The 15,478-nt window shown below is 27.2% G+C and carries 15 protein-coding genes; 11 read left to right on the top strand and 4 right to left on the bottom strand.

Annotated elements, in window-relative coordinates; all coding sequences use genetic code 11:
- Window position 1 precedes the first annotated feature (1 nt).
- Genes ACJJVK_RS13560 through ACJJVK_RS13550 form a run of 3 tightly spaced genes read left to right on the top strand, consistent with a single transcriptional unit; the run spans window position 2 to window position 2,137 of the window.
- On the top strand, window positions 2-424 hold the full coding sequence (locus ACJJVK_RS13560) for a DUF2147 domain-containing protein (RefSeq protein WP_215995464.1): 423 nt from the start codon (window positions 2-4) through the stop codon (window positions 422-424).
- A gap of 36 nt (window positions 425-460) precedes the next feature.
- Entirely contained in the window at window positions 461-886 is a 426-nt protein-coding gene (locus ACJJVK_RS13555; protein ID WP_405566738.1) for a DUF2147 domain-containing protein, read from the top strand.
- A 12-nt stretch (window positions 887-898) separates the two neighbouring features.
- Window positions 899-2,137, top strand: coding sequence for an ATP-binding cassette domain-containing protein (locus ACJJVK_RS13550; RefSeq protein WP_405566735.1), 1,239 nt, complete (start codon window positions 899-901; stop codon window positions 2,135-2,137).
- On the opposite strand, the gene ACJJVK_RS13545 is transcribed toward ACJJVK_RS13550, so the two are convergent.
- Window positions 2,134-2,775: a protein-L-isoaspartate(D-aspartate) O-methyltransferase gene (locus ACJJVK_RS13545; RefSeq protein ID WP_405566733.1), complete on the bottom strand. Its 642-nt coding sequence runs from the start codon at window positions 2,773-2,775 to the stop codon at window positions 2,134-2,136. The two genes, ACJJVK_RS13550 and ACJJVK_RS13545, sit on opposite strands and share 4 nt — an antisense overlap.
- Window positions 2,776-2,969: 194 nt before the next feature.
- Here ACJJVK_RS13545 and ACJJVK_RS13540 point away from each other — a divergent pair, with 194 nt between their 5' ends.
- The 3 genes from ACJJVK_RS13540 to ACJJVK_RS13530 all read left to right on the top strand — a co-directional run bounded on the left by ACJJVK_RS13540 (window position 2,970) and on the right by ACJJVK_RS13530 (window position 5,615).
- Window positions 2,970-3,947 (top strand): Gfo/Idh/MocA family protein, encoded by a 978-nt coding sequence (locus ACJJVK_RS13540; protein ID WP_405566731.1) that lies wholly within the window; start codon window positions 2,970-2,972, stop codon window positions 3,945-3,947.
- Window positions 3,948-4,082: 135 nt separating this feature from the next.
- A complete protein-coding gene (locus ACJJVK_RS13535; RefSeq protein ID WP_405566729.1) occupies window positions 4,083-4,970 on the top strand; it encodes a 3-hydroxybutyryl-CoA dehydrogenase in 888 nt (295 codons plus the stop codon).
- Between the two features lie 3 nt (window positions 4,971-4,973).
- Complete coding sequence (locus tag ACJJVK_RS13530) at window positions 4,974-5,615, top strand: acyloxyacyl hydrolase (RefSeq protein ID WP_405566726.1); 642 nt, start codon at window positions 4,974-4,976, stop codon at window positions 5,613-5,615.
- Between the two features lie 88 nt (window positions 5,616-5,703).
- Here the strand turns inward: ACJJVK_RS13530 and ACJJVK_RS13525 are convergent, their stop codons facing one another.
- Window positions 5,704-6,177 carry a Dps family protein gene (locus tag ACJJVK_RS13525; protein WP_215995470.1) on the bottom strand — a complete coding sequence of 158 codons (474 nt, stop codon included), beginning with the start codon at window positions 6,175-6,177 and terminating at the stop codon, window positions 5,704-5,706.
- A 104-nt stretch (window positions 6,178-6,281) separates the two neighbouring features.
- On the opposite strand from ACJJVK_RS13525, the gene ACJJVK_RS13520 reads away from it, so the two are divergent.
- Window positions 6,282-7,223 (top strand): hydrogen peroxide-inducible genes activator, encoded by a 942-nt coding sequence (locus tag ACJJVK_RS13520; protein WP_215995471.1) that lies wholly within the window; start codon window positions 6,282-6,284, stop codon window positions 7,221-7,223.
- Window positions 7,224-7,376: 153 nt separating this feature from the next.
- Here the strand turns inward: ACJJVK_RS13520 and ACJJVK_RS13515 are convergent, their stop codons facing one another.
- The gene (locus ACJJVK_RS13515; protein ID WP_215995472.1) at window positions 7,377-8,996 is read right to left on the bottom strand and encodes an ABC-F family ATP-binding cassette domain-containing protein; all 1,620 of its coding nucleotides are present in this window, start codon (window positions 8,994-8,996) and stop codon (window positions 7,377-7,379) included.
- Between the two features lie 187 nt (window positions 8,997-9,183).
- Between ACJJVK_RS13515 and ACJJVK_RS13510 the strand changes: the two genes are divergently transcribed.
- On the top strand, window positions 9,184-10,575 hold the full coding sequence (locus ACJJVK_RS13510) for a TlpA family protein disulfide reductase (RefSeq protein WP_405566722.1): 1,392 nt from the start codon (window positions 9,184-9,186) through the stop codon (window positions 10,573-10,575).
- Window positions 10,576-10,725: 150 nt separating this feature from the next.
- Complete coding sequence (locus tag ACJJVK_RS13505) at window positions 10,726-12,537, top strand: DEAD/DEAH box helicase (RefSeq protein WP_215995474.1); 1,812 nt, start codon at window positions 10,726-10,728, stop codon at window positions 12,535-12,537.
- 81 nt (window positions 12,538-12,618) lie between these two features.
- On the opposite strand, the gene ACJJVK_RS13500 is transcribed toward ACJJVK_RS13505, so the two are convergent.
- Entirely contained in the window at window positions 12,619-13,479 is an 861-nt protein-coding gene (locus ACJJVK_RS13500; protein ID WP_405566719.1) for a hydroxymethylglutaryl-CoA lyase, read from the bottom strand.
- A gap of 380 nt (window positions 13,480-13,859) precedes the next feature.
- Between ACJJVK_RS13500 and ACJJVK_RS13495 the strand changes: the two genes are divergently transcribed.
- Entirely contained in the window at window positions 13,860-14,270 is a 411-nt protein-coding gene (locus ACJJVK_RS13495; protein WP_405566717.1) for a hypothetical protein, read from the top strand.
- 8 nt (window positions 14,271-14,278) lie between these two features.
- The gene (locus ACJJVK_RS13490) at window positions 14,279-15,451 is read left to right on the top strand and encodes a nitrate/nitrite transporter (protein WP_405566714.1); all 1,173 of its coding nucleotides are present in this window, start codon (window positions 14,279-14,281) and stop codon (window positions 15,449-15,451) included.
- The last annotated feature ends 27 nt before the right edge of the window (window positions 15,452-15,478 follow it).

Raw genomic sequence — 15,478 nt, 5'->3', positions numbered from 1 at the left:
AATGAAAAAAGGATTATTTTTTATCTTAGTCTTTTTTATAACAATTACAATGAATGCACAAGAAGTTCTTGGTACATGGAATTCTAGAGATGAAAAAACAGGAGAAATAGATTCTGTAGTTGAAATCTATGAAAAAAATGGAGAATTGTTTGCTAAAATAATAGATATAACAGATCCTGAATTAAAAAACGGACTTTGTACAGAATGTAAAGGAAGTTTAAAAGACAAACCTGCTTTAGGAATGCACATCTTATATAAATTAACCAAAAAAGGCAATAAATGGGTTGGTGGTTATGGATTAGATCCTAGAACTGGAAATTATTTTAATGTTTATATTAAGTTCATAAATTCAAAAAAGCTAAAAGTAAGAGGTTATGCAGGTATTCCTATTTTTGGCAAAACTGTTTATTGGGATAGAAACTAAAATAAAATTAATTAAACACTTAATTACAAATACATTATGACAAAATTACTTTCAACTTTAATTATTTTATTCATTTCTTTATCAGTTAATTCACAAACTATTTTTGGTAAATGGAATACTATTAATGATGATACAGGCAAAGTTGATTCTGTAATTGAAATGTATGAGAAAAATGGCAAAGCTTATGCTAAAATTTTAAAAATTACTGATCCAAACAGACAAAAAGCAATTTGCGAAAAATGTGAAGGAGCTAATAAAAATAAACCTATTTTAGGTTTAGAAATTTTAACTGGTTTAGAAAAAAATGAAGAAGAATGGTCTGGAGGAGAAATTTTAGACCCTAGAAATGGTAAAATTTATAAATGTTATATAAAATTAGTAAAACCAGATAAATTAAAGATTCGTGGTTATCTTGGAGTTTCTCTTTTCGGAAAAACTAAATATTGGCAAAGGGCTAAATAAATTTTAATAAGTATGGAAAACTTCCATTATATCCTTGAAAAGGAGAACCTTACTAGAGAAAGTAAAATAATTGAAAACATATTAAAAGACAATCATCCAATAACCAATTTAAATAACAAAAAAGGACTTCTATTCTCTAATGCTATTTTAACCAAATTCATAGAAAATGAGGCAAAACATAGTTCTCATAATTTAACAAAAAAAGAAAAAAGATCAATCCGTACTTTTTCTAGTGGAGAACAAAAAAAAGCGCTACTCAAATACTTATTACAGCAAAATCCTGATTTTCTAATTTTAGAAAGTCCTTTTGAAAGTTTAGACAGAAATTCCGTTAAAGAATTAAAAGAAAAACTTATAAACTTATCTAAAGAAATAACTTTAATACAGATTATTAGTAGAAAAGAAGAAATACTACCAGTAATTACTCATTATTTTGAAATTGAAAACGATAATATTAACACTATAATTCCTATTGATAATTATAGCTTTACAGACGATGTTTTCACTTTTAATTTTAATATACCTAAGCCAATAACATTTTATAAAAACATACCCAATCAATTAATTTCTCTACAAAATGTAAATGTTTCTTATGATGAAAATCACATTTTAAATAATATTAATTGGACCATAACTAAAAACGAATTTTGGCAATTAATAGGTCCTAATGGTTCTGGAAAAAGCACCATTTTATCAATGATTTACGGCAATAATATAAAAGCTTTTGGGCAAGAAGTTTATTTATTTGGCAAAAAAAAGGGTTCTGGAGAAAGTATTTGGGAAATAAAAGAGAAAATTGGGTATTTTAACCCTTCAATGTTAGAATTATTTAAGAGAAATACTACTGTAAAAGAGATGGTAATTTCTGGCTTTTTTGATAGTATTGGTTTATATAAAACTCCTTCTATTCTCAAAGAAAAATTAGCAATTGAATGGCTAAAATTACTCGATTTAGAAAGTGAATCAAAAGAACTTTTTCAAAATTTATCTAATGTAAATCAAAGATTAGTTTTAATTGCAAGAGCAATGATTAAACATCCACCTTTATTAATTTTAGACGAACCTTTAATAAATTTAGATGATAAAAGTACAGCAATAATTATAGCTTTAATTAATAAAATTAACCAAGAAAGTAACACAGCTATAATTTTTGTGTCTCATAAATCTATAAAAAACTTACAACCAAATTCTATTTACAAACTAATTCCTTCTCAAAAAGGCTCTATAGGAAAAATAATAAAAAGCAATTAATTTCTCTCTTCTAACATTGGTACAAAAGCAAAATCACCTAATTCGTGTTTTTCGAATTCTTTGGGAGATTTTCTGATAAACAAAGTCATAATTTGAGTTTTATCACCAACAGGAATCAATAGCATACCTCCTACTTTTAGTTGTGATAGTAAAGGTTTTGGCACAAAAGGAGCACCAGCAGTTACAATAATTTTATCGAAAGGTGCTTTTTCTGGTAAACCTTTATAACCATCACCAAAAATAAATTTCTTTGGTTTGTAACCTAATTTTGGTAAAAACAAAGAGGTTTTTTTAAATAATTCGTGTTGCCTTTCTATTGAATACACTTCTGCTTTTAACTCTAACAAAACTGCAGTTTGATATCCTGAACCTGTACCAATTTCTAAAACTTTATCGCCTCTATTAACCTTTAAAGTTTGAGATTGAAAAGCTACAGTGTAAGGCTGAGAAATTGTTTGATCTGCAGCAATAGGAAAAGCCTTGTCTTGATAAGCGTGAGACTCAAAACTAGAGTCTATAAATAAATGTCGTGGAATTTTACGTACTGCATTTAATACATTTTTATCTGTAATGCCTTTTGCTTGTAAAACGTTAGCTAATTGGTTTCGAAGACCTTGGTGTTTTGCTGTATCTCTCAATTTTGGTTCAGTTTCAAGAGTCTAAAAATAGTAATAAATTAAATTAAACTCTTATAAAATTGTATCTTTGTTTGTAGCTGATTTTTTAAAAAAATCATTAATTAAAAACTAACGTCTTTATCAGAAAAATAGCAAACTAATCTTTTAATAAAGTTTGTTTCTAACAAAATATAAAGGCAAAAATAAATATACATATGCTTAAAGTTGGGGTTTTAGGAGCAGGTCATTTAGGGAAAATTCATCTAAAATTATTAAAACAATCTTTAAAATACGATTTAGTTGGGTTTTATGATCCTTCTGAAGAAAATGCAAAAAAAGTAGTTAAAGATTTTGGTTATACTTCTTTTAATTCTGTTGATGAATTAATTGATGCTGTAGAAGTTGTAGATATTGTTACACCAACATTATCACATTTTGATTGTGCAAAAAAAGCAATTGAAAAAGGACGTCATATTTTTATTGAAAAACCAATTGCAAAAACTGTTTTAGAAGCAGAAGCTATTAGAACATTAGCAAGTCAATATCATGTAAAAGGGCAAGTAGGTCATGTAGAACGTTTTAACCCAGCTTTTACAGCTGTAAAAGACAAAATAAGCAACCCAATGTTTATTGAAACACATAGACTAGCAGAATTTAATCCAAGAGGAACAGATGTACCTGTGGTTCTAGATTTAATGATTCATGATATAGATATTATTCTTTCTTGTGTAAACTCTAAAGTAAAAAATGTACACGCAAGCGGAATTTCTGTAATTTCTGAAACTCCTGATATTGCAAATGCAAGAATAGAATTTGAAAATGGTTGTGTTGCTAATTTAACAGCGAGCAGAATTTCTATGAAAAATATGCGTAAAACCAGATTTTTTCAGAAGGATGCCTATATTTCTGTAAACTTTTTAAGTAAAGAGTCAGAAATTGTAAGAATACAAGATGCTCCAGAAAATTTAGATGAATTTGCAATGGTGTTAAAAAATGATGAAGGTGTAGAAAAACAAATCTATTTCGAAAACCCAGAAGTTACCAATAATAATGCAATTTTAGACGAATTAGAAACTTTTGCAGATGCTATTATAAACGATACAACTCCTATTGTAACTTTAGCAAATGGTACAGAAGCTTTACGAATTGCACAATGGGTAATTGATTGTTTTAAAACACAAGCTGATATTTAGTTTTGTATTTTGTTGGCAAAAATGTGCGTTAGGGATTGAATGGTTTGTTTGAGCTCTTTTTGTTTTTTAACAAAAAAGCGAGTAATGAAAGCCCGTTAAAACGCCCAAAACATTAATTTAAAATTTATTTTTTTGATGAAAAACATAGCTGTAATTGGTGCTGGAACAATGGGTAATGGAATTGCTCATACTTTTGCTCAATTTAATTATAACGTACATTTAATAGATATATCTGAAACTGCTTTGCAAAAAGGAGTAGCAACAATTACTAAAAATTTAGATAGAATGTTGGCTAAAGAAAAAATTTCTGAAGCTGATAAAACTGCCACTTTAAAGAACATTACAACGTTTACTACCATTAAAGATGGTGTTAAAAATATGGATTTAGTTGTTGAAGCTGCCACTGAAAATGCAGCTTTAAAGACTAAAATTTTTAAAGAATTAGATGAAGTTTGTGATACAAACACCATTTTAGCCACAAATACATCTTCTATTTCTATTACTCAAATTGCTGCTGTTACAAAAAGACCAGAAAAAGTTATTGGTATGCATTTTATGAATCCTGTACCAATTATGAAATTGGTTGAGATTATTAGAGGTTACAATACTAATGATAAAGTGATGAATGCTATTGTAGAATTAACTAAAAAAATAAGTAAAATTCCTGTTGAAGTTAATGATTATCCTGGTTTTGTAGCGAACCGAATTTTAATGCCAATGATTAACGAATCTATAGAAACTTTATATAATGGAGTTGCTGGTGTTGCTGAGATTGATACTGTTATGAAGCTAGGAATGGCACACCCAATGGGACCTTTACAATTAGCAGATTTTATTGGTTTAGATGTTTGTTTGTCAATTTTAAATGTAATGTATGATGGTTTTAAAAATCCTAAATATGCTCCTTGCCCACTCTTAGTTAATATGGTGAATGCTGGTAAATTAGGTGTAAAATCTGGTGAAGGTTTTTATGATTATAAAGAGAGTAGAAAAGCTGAAACTGTTGCAAAAATGTTTGTTTAAAAGATGAAAAATATCTTAATCGTTTTGTTATTTTTTATAAGTTTTTCTATTGTTTCTCAGGAAATAAAAAAGAAATCTAAACTAAAACCTCACAAAATTGGTTTTTTATTTAACTCTGCAACAAACGAGAATTTTTTAAATGATGATCCTGATTATGATTATTCTACAAATACCTATAAACTACAGGCTTTTTACAAATTAACAAAGTGGAGAAAATTTGATATTGAATTGATTGTGCAACCTCAAATTCAATATATAAAACATCAATTAATTAACGAGCAATATGTTACACCAGATGTAGGAAATTATCTTGAAAAAAGAGAAGAATTTACGCAACAAAAAGAAATGAATTTATATGGGGTTGAATTTGGTTTTGCTGCAAAAAGACAACTTTTAAATAAATTAGCTTTACAAGCTACTTTAAGTTTAGGTTTTAATTACATTGATACTAGAACAGAACGTATTGCAAAGGGCTTTACATTTATCGAAAATTTTTCTTTCGGTTTTTCTTACCAAACTTTTGCCAATTCTTATTTATATATAGGTACAAATTTGTTTGGCCACGTTTCTAATTTAGATTTTAATCAACCAAATGCAGGTTATAATATTTTAGGTTTTGAAATTGGTTATTCTTTTCAGATATAAAAAAAAACTTGCTTAAATTTCTAATAAATAGAAACTTAAACAAGCTTTTTAAAATGTAAAATTATTTGTTGTTTTACAACAACCAAAATTATTTACCTAACCAAGAATTTAACATCCAAATTGTTTTTTCTTGTTCTGCAATAAAATCGCTCATCATAGAATTTGTACCTTCATCATTAGCTTCATCTGCAGCCTCTAAAATAGTTCTTTCTATTTTTAATAACTCTGATAATGAATTTACAACTAACTCTACTCCATCTACATCATTAGAAATGTCTTTACCAACTGGCACAGAAGAATTATCTATATAATCTGTAAAAGTATGCAAAGGTTTACCTTGTAATGTTAAAATACGTTCTGCAATTTCATCTATCTTAATTTGAGAATCTGTATAAAACTCTTCAAATTTTACGTGTAATTCAAAAAAGTTTTTCCCTTTAATATTCCAATGTAAACCTCTTAAATTCTGGTAATAAATTTGAAAATTCGCTAACAAACCATTTAATTCTGTAACTAAATTTGCTGTTTCTTTTTTGTCTAATCCTAATATTGTTTTGGTCATTTTATTTGTTTTATTTTTGATAATTCAAATTTATGTGAAATTTATGATTATAAATAATAGTTATAATTGATTGATTTAATATCTTTATCAAAAAATTTTATTACATGACAATTACCCAACTAAAATATGTTTTATCTGTAGCAGAATATCAAAATTTTACGGTTGCTGCAGAACATAGTTTTGTAACTCAGCCAACTTTGAGTATGCAAATTCAAAAGCTAGAAGACGAATTATCAGTACAAATTTTTAACAGATCTAAAAAACCAATTGAATTAACAGAAGTTGGTAAAAAAATTGTAGAACAAGCAAAAGTTATTGTAGATGAGAGCAATAGAATTTTAGATATTGTACATCAACAAAAAGGTTATATAGGTGGCGAATTTAGATTAGGAATTATACCTACAATTATGCCTACTCTATTACCAATGTTTTTAAATAACTTTACAAAAAAATACCCTAAAGTAAAGTTGATTATAGAAGAATTAACTACAGAAGAAATTACTAGAAAATTAACTGATGGCCATATAGATGCTGCAATTGCTGCAACACCTTTAGAAAACGAAGCTATTAAAGAAAGACCTTTGTACTATGAGCCTTTTGTTGGTTTGGTGCCAGAAAATCATCGATTATTTAACAACAAAAACATTTCTTCTAATGAATTAGAAATGGAAGATATTTTATTATTAGAAGATGGTCATTGTTTTAAAGACAGTGTTATAAATTTATGTAGAACTCATAAAATTGATAATAAAAAAGGTTTTCAGTTAGAAAGTGGAAGTTTTGATACACTAATAAAACTATCTAAAGAAGGTTTAGGGATGACTTTGTTACCATATTTACATACTTTAGATTTAAATGATAAAGACAAGAAACATTTACGTGAATTTACATCTCCTCCACCTGCAAGAGAAGTAAGTTTAATTTATCATAAATCGCAATTAAAAATGCAATTGATAGAAGCTTTAAAGAAAACTATTGATGGTGTTGTAAGAGGTGCAATTTCTTTTTCTGATGTTAAAATTATTAGTCCTTTACAGAAAAAATAAAATAAGTTAAATATAATGAGATTTCATTAATATAAACTCATAATATTTGATTTTAAAAATCTAATTTACAGCAAATTAAAAAACCTAATCTAAAGTATTAATTTAGATTAGGTTTTTTATTATAATTTATAAAATTAATGCCTCAAATATATTTTAAGCATACATAGAATCACGTAATTCTTTAATTTTTTTATCAGATAAATATTCATCAAAAGTAGTGTATCTATCAATAACACCTTTTGGTGTTAATTCTATAATTCTGTTAGCAACTGTTTGTGCAAATTCATGATCGTGAGTAGATAATAAAACTGTACCTTTAAAGTTAATTAAAGAGTTGTTTAATGCCTGAATTGATTCTAAATCTAAGTGGTTTGTTGGTTCATCTAACAGTAAAATGTTAGCTCTTTTCATCATCATTCTAGATAACATACAACGTACTTTTTCTCCACCAGATAAAACGTTACTTTTCTTTAAAGCTTCTTCACCAGAAAAAATCATTTTACCTAAAAATCCTCTTAAAAAAACTTCTTCACGCTCTTCTTCTGTTTGTGCATATTGTCTTAACCAATCTACTAAATTTAACTCTCCATTCTGAAAAAATGATGAGTTATCTAATGGTAAATAAGATTGTGTTGTGGTAACTCCCCAAGAAAATTTACCTCCATCTTGTTCAGAATTACCACTAATAATTTGATAAAAAGCAGTAACAGCTCTAGAGTTCCTAGAAATTACAGCAACTTTATCTCCTTTATTTAAATTGATGTGAACATTATCAAATAATTTTTCACCTTCAAATTCTTTACTTAAACCTTCTACATTTAAAATTTGGTCTCCTGCTTCTCTATCTCTTTCAAAAATAATAGCTGGGTAACGTCTACTTGATGGCTTTATATCTTCTACATTTAACTTCTCAATCATTTTTTTACGAGAAGTTGCTTGTTTAGATTTTGCAACATTTGCAGAAAATCTTCTAATAAATTCTTCTAATTCTTTCTTTTTATCTTCTGCTTTTTTGTTTTGTTGCGCTCTTTGTTTAGCTGCTAACTGACTAGATTCGTACCAAAAAGTATAATTACCAGAATAATGGTTTATTTTACCAAAATCAATATCAGAAATATGTGTACAAACTGCATCTAAAAAGTGTCTGTCATGCGAAACCACAATTACACAATTGTCATAATTTGCTAAAAAGTTTTCTAACCAATTAATTGTTTCGAAATCTAAATCATTGGTAGGCTCATCCATAATTAGCACATCAGGATTACCAAAAAGTGCTTGTGCAATTAACACACGTACTTTTTGTTTACCATCTAAATCTTTCATTAAAGTATAATGTAAATCTTCAGTTATGCCTAAGTTAGATAACATTGCTGCTGCATCAGAATCTGCATTCCAACCATTCATTTCTTCAAAAACTATTTGAAGTTCACCAATTTTTTCTGCATTTTCATCAGTATAATCAGCATATAAAGCATCTATTTGTTTTTTAATTTCAAACAATTCTTTGTTACCCATTACAACTGATTCTAGTACAGGGAAATCATCAAACTCATTATGATTTTGAGATAATACAGACATTCTTTTGCCTGGCTCTAAATGTACTTGACCTGATGTAGCATCTTGTTTACCAGAAAGAATCTTTAAAAAAGTTGATTTTCCTGCACCATTTGCTCCTATAATTCCATAACAGTTACCTGTTTGAAATTTAGTATTTACTTCATCAAACAAAATACGTTTTCCAAATTGTACTGATAAGTTAGAAACTGATAACATAATTGTAATTTAAATTTCTGCAAAAGTAATAAATTGATTTCTCTTAAGTACTTAGTTTTATTACCCTTTTCTGAAAAAAATAGAATTATTCTATATTAAAGTATTGCACTTATTTTTAACAACGTATTAACAGACACAACACTTATGTATGATTAAATTTGTTGTGCTTAATTTGCTAGAAAATTTTATGACAAAAAAAATAATCCTCTTAGTTCAAATTTCATTTTTACTTGCCCTAATTAGTTGTAATACTATAGATAAAAATACGATTACATATTTTGGAGGTAAAATTATAAATCCGAAAACTAACTATATTGTTTTATATTCAATGGATAAAGTGATAGACACTTTTTTATTAGATTCTAAAAATAAATTTTTAGGAGAGATAAAAAATGCAAATGAAGGTTTATATTATTTTAACCATGGTAATGAAAATCAACATATTTATTTAGAAGTAGCAGATAGTGTTATGATACGTTTAAATACTTGGGACTTTGATGAATCTTTAGTTTTTGCAGGTAAAGGAGCAGAAAGAAATAATATTTTAATAGATTGTTTTTTAGAAGGTGAAAACGACAAAAAACAATTTTACCAATACAATAAACTTTTGCCTGTTCATTTTAAACAAAAAACAGATTCATTAATAAAATTAAAGCTAAACACTTACCAAGATTATATAGACAAACACCCAGATGAAACCTTAGGTTTTAAACAAACTTTAAAAACAGCATTGACTTTTCCTATATATTTAAAAATAGAAAGGTACCCTATTATTAATGCTAAATATTCTTCGGATGGTAATTTCCCTACTTTAAACAACACTTTTTACGATTACAGAAAAAATATTACTATAGATAAGGATTCTTTAATGTACTACCCTCCTTACTCTCAATATGTAAGGAATTTTCTATACAATAAAACATACGCTTTAGGTCATGCACCTATGAAAAATAAATATTCTTCTGAATTTACAGTAGATTTATTAAATACAATTGATAAAGAAATTTCTACAACCAAATCTAAAAATGCTTTTTTAAGACAAACTATTATTAGTCATTTTTACAATAAATCTAGTTGTGATATTAATACAAAAGCATTTGATACGTTCTTTAACTTAACTACAAATGAAGAAGATAATTCTTTAATGAAAAAATTGGTTAACGACACTAAATTTATAACTGCAGATACACGTTTACCTAATTTTAGCTTTAATAATTATTCTGATTTTAAACTGCGAGTTTTTGATGTAGTTAAAGGTAAAAATACTTTATTATTCTTTTGGAGTCCAGAGTATGTTTCTTATTCTTACGTAGAATCTAGAATGACTTATTTAACTAAAAATTACCCAAACATACAATTTTTACAAATAATGATTGATGGTAAAAACGGACAAAGAATTAAAAATTTAGATATTAAAAAACAATTTTATTTAGATGATAGTAGTGATGCTCATCGTTTTTTAACAAGTAAAATGCCACGTTCTGTACTTATAAATAAACAAGGTAAAGTTATTAATGGTTATGGTTCTATTGCATCTAAAAACTTAAATCCTTATTTAGAAGAATTAAGCAATAACTAATTTTTAACTTAAAAGCTAGTTATCTATTTAAATTACAGTATCTTTGCACGATTTTAATTTTGAGTATAATTTAACTCAATAAAAAATCAAGTCGAAAATTTATAATTTGATTTGCAGGTGGGCGTTCTGTGAATCTACAAAAACACAGACATGTCAACATTTTTAGAATTAGGCCTAAAAGAGCCTATAAATAGAGCATTAACAGATTTAGGTTACGAAAAACCAACTGTTATTCAAGAAAAAGCAATACCTCAAATAATTTCTTCTACAGAAGATTTAAAAGCTTTTGCACAAACTGGTACAGGTAAAACTGCAGCCTTTAGTTTACCCATTTTAGAGCTTATAGATGAAAACAACAGCAATGTTCAAGCTATTATTTTATCACCAACAAGAGAATTAGCAGTTCAAATTGGTAATAATATTAAAGACTTTTCTAAATATCAAAAAAACGTAAAAGTTACTACAGTATATGGTGGTTCTAGTATGGAAGAACAGATTCGTTCTTTAAAAAGAGGATCTCAGATTGTAGTAGGTACTCCAGGTAGAACTGTAGATTTAATTAACAGAAGAGCTTTAAAATTAGGAAACGTTCAATGGCTTGTATTAGATGAAGCTGATGAAATGTTAAATATGGGTTTTAAAGAAGAACTTGATAAAGTTTTAGAAGCAACTCCAGAAACAAAACAAACTTTACTGTTTTCTGCAACTTTTCCTAGAGAAGTAGAAGCTATTGCAAGAAACTACATGACTAAACCTGTAGAAGTTACTTCTGGTGAAAAAAATTCAGGTTCAGAAAATGTAGAGCACGAATATTATGCTGTTACAGAAAGAACACGTTACCCAGCTTTAAAAAGAATAGCAGATTTAAATCCTGATATTTATGCAATTATCTTTTGTAGAACTCGTAGAGAAACACAAGAAGTTGCAGATAATTTAATAAAAGACGGTTACAACGCAGATTCTTTACATGGAGATTTATCTCAAGCACAGAGAGATTCTGTAATGGGTAAATTCCGTAAAAAAACAATTCAAATTTTAGTAGCTACAGATGTTGCAGCTCGTGGTTTAGATGTTACTGAATTAACACACGTTATCAATCATAAATTACCAGATCAGATAGAAAACTATACACACAGAAGTGGTAGAACAGGTAGAGCTGGTAACAAAGGAATTTCAATAGTATTAGTTAACGGAAAAGAAAAAGGTAAACTACGTGTTATTGAAAGAATCATTAAAAAGAAATTTGTAGAGGGTAAAGTACCTACAGGTAAAGAAATTGTACAAAATCAATTAATGAATTTAATTGATAAGGTTCAGAAAACTGAAGTTAACGAATCTGAAATCAATGAATTTTTACCAAGCATTTACGAAAAATTAGAAGATTTAAACAGAGAAGAATTAATTCAAAAATTTGTTTCTTTAGAGTTTAACACAATGTTAGCTTACTATGAAAATGCTAAAGATTTAAATGATTTAGGTAGAGATAATTCTAGAAGAAGAGAAACTGCAGATAATATGACTCGATTTTTTATCAATATTGGTAGAAAAGACAGCTTAAATCCTGCAAAATTGATCGGATTAATTAATGATCAAGAAATTGGAGACAAAATTGAAATTGGTGCCATTGATATTTTAGATACTTTTTCTTTCTTTGAGATTGATAAAAATTTCGAAGACAAAACATTAGAAGCTTTTTCAAGTAATCAACCAGATTTTGACGGACGCTCAGTAAACGTAGAAATTACGAAAAAAGAACGTTCTGGAGGAGGAAGAAGAGGTGGTAAAAAACCTTTTGGTAAAAAAGATGGTGGTTTTGGTAGACGTAGAAGTTCTGAAAATTCATCTAGAGGAAGTAGTGATGATGGAGGTAGAAAAAGATCTGACAGACGTTCTTCTGATAGATCTAAAAATTCTGGCGATAGAAAATCTGGTGGTTTTGGTCGTAGACGTAGAGAAAGATAGAATCTTATAAAAATTATAAAAGCCTTACTTATTAAGTAAGGCTTTTTTTTATAGAAAATTATTAAAATTCTAATTATATAATTAGTGCTTAAAAACCTCTAAGGCTTTATTATATGCACTTTCAAAACTCATTGGTTTTATATTTGTATTAGCTTTTTCTGCTGTAAAATAACTTAATAATTTTTCAGTTGGCATATTACCTGTTAATTCATCTTTAGCCATTGGGCAACCTCCATAACCTTTAATAGCTCCATCAAAACGTAAACAACCAGCTTTGTAAGCTGCATTTACTTTTTCAAACCATTTATCTGGAGTTGTATGCAAGTGTGCACCAAATTCTATTTCAGGATATTTTTTTATTAAGTTAGAAAATAAATAGTCTATAACTTCTGGTGAAGAGCTACCAATAGTATCTGAAAGTGATAAAATTTTTACTCCCATTTTAGAAAGTTTTTCAGTCCACTCTCCTACTATTTCTACATTCCATGGATCTCCATAAGGATTGCCAAAACCCATAGATAAGTAAGCTACAACTTCTTTATTTGATTTATCAGCAATATTTAAAATTTCACTTAAAGTATCTATAGATTCTGCAATTGTTTTGTGCGTATTACGCATCTGAAAGTTTTCTGAAATTGAAAAAGGGTATCCTAAATAATCGATTTCTTCGAATTTAGAAGCATCATTTGCACCTCTAACATTAGCAATTATGGCTAATAATTTACTACTTGTTTTCGATAAATCTAATTTAGATAAAACTGCAGCTGTATCTCGCATTTGCGGAATTGCCTTTGGTGATACAAAACTGCCAAAATCTATAGTATCAAAACCAACCTTTAATAAAGAATTAATATACAATGCCTTTTTATCTGTAGAAATAAAATGCGATTTTATTCCTTGCATTGCATCTCTTGGACATTCTATAATTTTCACTTTTTTCATTAAATCAAATATACAATTGATATTTGATTTAATATCTTAAAGAATTAATATTCATAAATGAACTAAGTTAAAATAGTTTTAAAATTAAATATTAGTAATATAATTTACTTAAGTATTCTCTTTTACTCTTTAAGTTTTATTTTATTTTTTGCGATTAATAAAAAAAATCAGCTAATTATAAATTATTCAATAACAAATAAATATTGCTTGAATTTGGTATTGTATGAAAAAGCACAAAGAAAAATGAATAGACATTTCTAATTTAGGGATAATCTATTATTTATTTACTAGAGTGAAGATGTAAATCCTTTTAAATTCTAAAAATTTTTAGGAGTCCATATTTGATTTTAAGTTATATTAGTTGTCAAACTAATATAACAATGAATAACAAAAAAACTTATTTTATATTCTTTTCTATATTATTATTTTTAAACTCTTGTGGTGAATTAATAAAAAGAACAACACCAACAAAAAAAGAAACAACTTGGGTTTATATAGAACTTGAAACCATTATGAAAAAAGATACAACTCTTAACTATTTATATGGGAAAATTAATAAATCGATCTTAGATAATTTAGAAACCAAAAATAGAAATGATGTTTTTAAAGTAAGTGAAATAAGATATTTTAATGATGATGATAAATTTCAATTATATAAAGATGATGATGAATCTGGAACACTTTTTTTTAGTGTGCAAAGTATAAAAAAAATATCTGTATATGAAAGGGATCCTATTTACTCATTTGATAAAGAAGATTTACATCTTAGTACATTAGAACTCTTAAAATAAAGAGTATAATGAAAATATCAAAACACATTTTATTTGTTATTGTAATTTCTCAGTTTTGCTGCACATCTTTATGGTTTGCAGGCAATGGAGTAATGAATAGCCTTGTAGAAACCTTTAATTTACAAGAAAACGCATTAGGCTATTTAACATCTGCTGTTCAGTTTGGCTTTATTGGTGGTACTTTAGTCTTTGCTTTATTTACAATTGCAGATCGTTTTTCACCATCTAAAGTATTTTTTATAAGTGCTATTTTAGGTTCTGTTTTTAACCTTACTTGTATTTTTAGTCATCAAACTTTATTTAGTTTAATGAGCTTACGTTTTCTTACAGGTTTTTTCTTGGCAGGAATATATCCTGTTGGTATGAAAATAGCTACAGATTATTACAAAAAAGGTTTAGGTAAATCTCTTGGGTATTTAGTTGGAGCTTTAGTTATAGGTACTGCTTTACCACATTTATTAAAAGATGTTTTAGTTGATTATTCTTGGAAAAGTGTTTTAATTTCTACTTCTGTATTGGCAATTTTTGGAGGATTAATTATGCTGTTATTTGTTAAAAATGGCCCTTATAGAAAGGCTAGTAAAACTTTAAATTTATCAGTTTGTTATACTGTTTTTAAAAATGTGAATTTTAAGAAAGCAGCATTTGGTTATTTTGGTCATATGTGGGAATTGTATACTTTTTGGGCTTTTGTACCTATTTTATTAAGTATTTATAAAGATTTACATCCAGAAATAAATTTTAATATTCCAATATTATCTTTTATAATTATAGCTTTTGGTGGATTTTCTTGTGTTTTTGGAGGTTATATATCAGAAAAAATAGGAGTCCAAAAAACAGCTTATAATTTTCTTTTTCTTTCCTGTATTTGTTGTTTGATTTCTCCTTTTGCTTTTCAAATTTCAAATAAATATCTATTTATTACTTTTTTAATTTTTTGGGGAATGGTTGTTATTGCAGATTCACCTTTATTTTCAACTTTAGTTGCTCAAAATGCACCTGTTAAAGACAAAGGAACAGCTTTAACAATTGTAAATTGTATTGGTTATTCTATAACAATCATTAGTATTCTTACTATTGATTGTTTAAAAACGATAACAAATTCAAATTATATTTTTATGGTTTTAGCAATTGGTCCTATTTTAGGATTGATCGCCTTAAAAACTAAAAGATCTTTTTAAGCATAAAAAAAGGAAGCATAATAGCTT

It is taken from the genome of Polaribacter sp. Asnod6-C07 (genome assembly GCF_045063625.1).
In the GTDB taxonomy this organism is placed as follows: Bacteria; Bacteroidota; Bacteroidia; order Flavobacteriales; family Flavobacteriaceae; genus Polaribacter; species Polaribacter vadi_A.
The sequence above is the reverse complement of the archived record's forward strand: the minus strand, read 5'-3'. Positions and strand labels throughout refer to the sequence as shown.

Excerpts from the sequence above, each read along its gene's own strand:
- ACJJVK_RS13560 (WP_215995464.1), top strand. The coding sequence starts at position 2 with ATGAAAAAAGGATTATTTTTTATCTTAGTCTTTTTTATAACAATTACA.
- ACJJVK_RS13555 (WP_405566738.1), top strand. The coding sequence starts at position 461 with ATGACAAAATTACTTTCAACTTTAATTATTTTATTCATTTCTTTATCA.
- ACJJVK_RS13550 (WP_405566735.1), top strand. The coding sequence starts at position 899 with ATGGAAAACTTCCATTATATCCTTGAAAAGGAGAACCTTACTAGAGAA.
- ACJJVK_RS13540 (WP_405566731.1), top strand. The coding sequence starts at position 2,970 with ATGCTTAAAGTTGGGGTTTTAGGAGCAGGTCATTTAGGGAAAATTCAT.
- ACJJVK_RS13535 (WP_405566729.1), top strand. The coding sequence starts at position 4,083 with ATGAAAAACATAGCTGTAATTGGTGCTGGAACAATGGGTAATGGAATT.
- ACJJVK_RS13530 (WP_405566726.1), top strand. The coding sequence starts at position 4,974 with ATGAAAAATATCTTAATCGTTTTGTTATTTTTTATAAGTTTTTCTATT.
- ACJJVK_RS13525 (WP_215995470.1), bottom strand. The coding sequence starts at position 6,177 with ATGACCAAAACAATATTAGGATTAGACAAAAAAGAAACAGCAAATTTA.
- ACJJVK_RS13520 (WP_215995471.1), top strand. The coding sequence starts at position 6,282 with ATGACAATTACCCAACTAAAATATGTTTTATCTGTAGCAGAATATCAA.
- ACJJVK_RS13515 (WP_215995472.1), bottom strand. The coding sequence starts at position 8,996 with ATGTTATCAGTTTCTAACTTATCAGTACAATTTGGAAAACGTATTTTG.
- ACJJVK_RS13510 (WP_405566722.1), top strand. The coding sequence starts at position 9,184 with ATGACAAAAAAAATAATCCTCTTAGTTCAAATTTCATTTTTACTTGCC.
- ACJJVK_RS13505 (WP_215995474.1), top strand. The coding sequence starts at position 10,726 with ATGTCAACATTTTTAGAATTAGGCCTAAAAGAGCCTATAAATAGAGCA.
- ACJJVK_RS13500 (WP_405566719.1), bottom strand. The coding sequence starts at position 13,479 with ATGAAAAAAGTGAAAATTATAGAATGTCCAAGAGATGCAATGCAAGGA.
- ACJJVK_RS13495 (WP_405566717.1), top strand. The coding sequence starts at position 13,860 with ATGAATAACAAAAAAACTTATTTTATATTCTTTTCTATATTATTATTT.
- ACJJVK_RS13490 (WP_405566714.1), top strand. The coding sequence starts at position 14,279 with ATGAAAATATCAAAACACATTTTATTTGTTATTGTAATTTCTCAGTTT.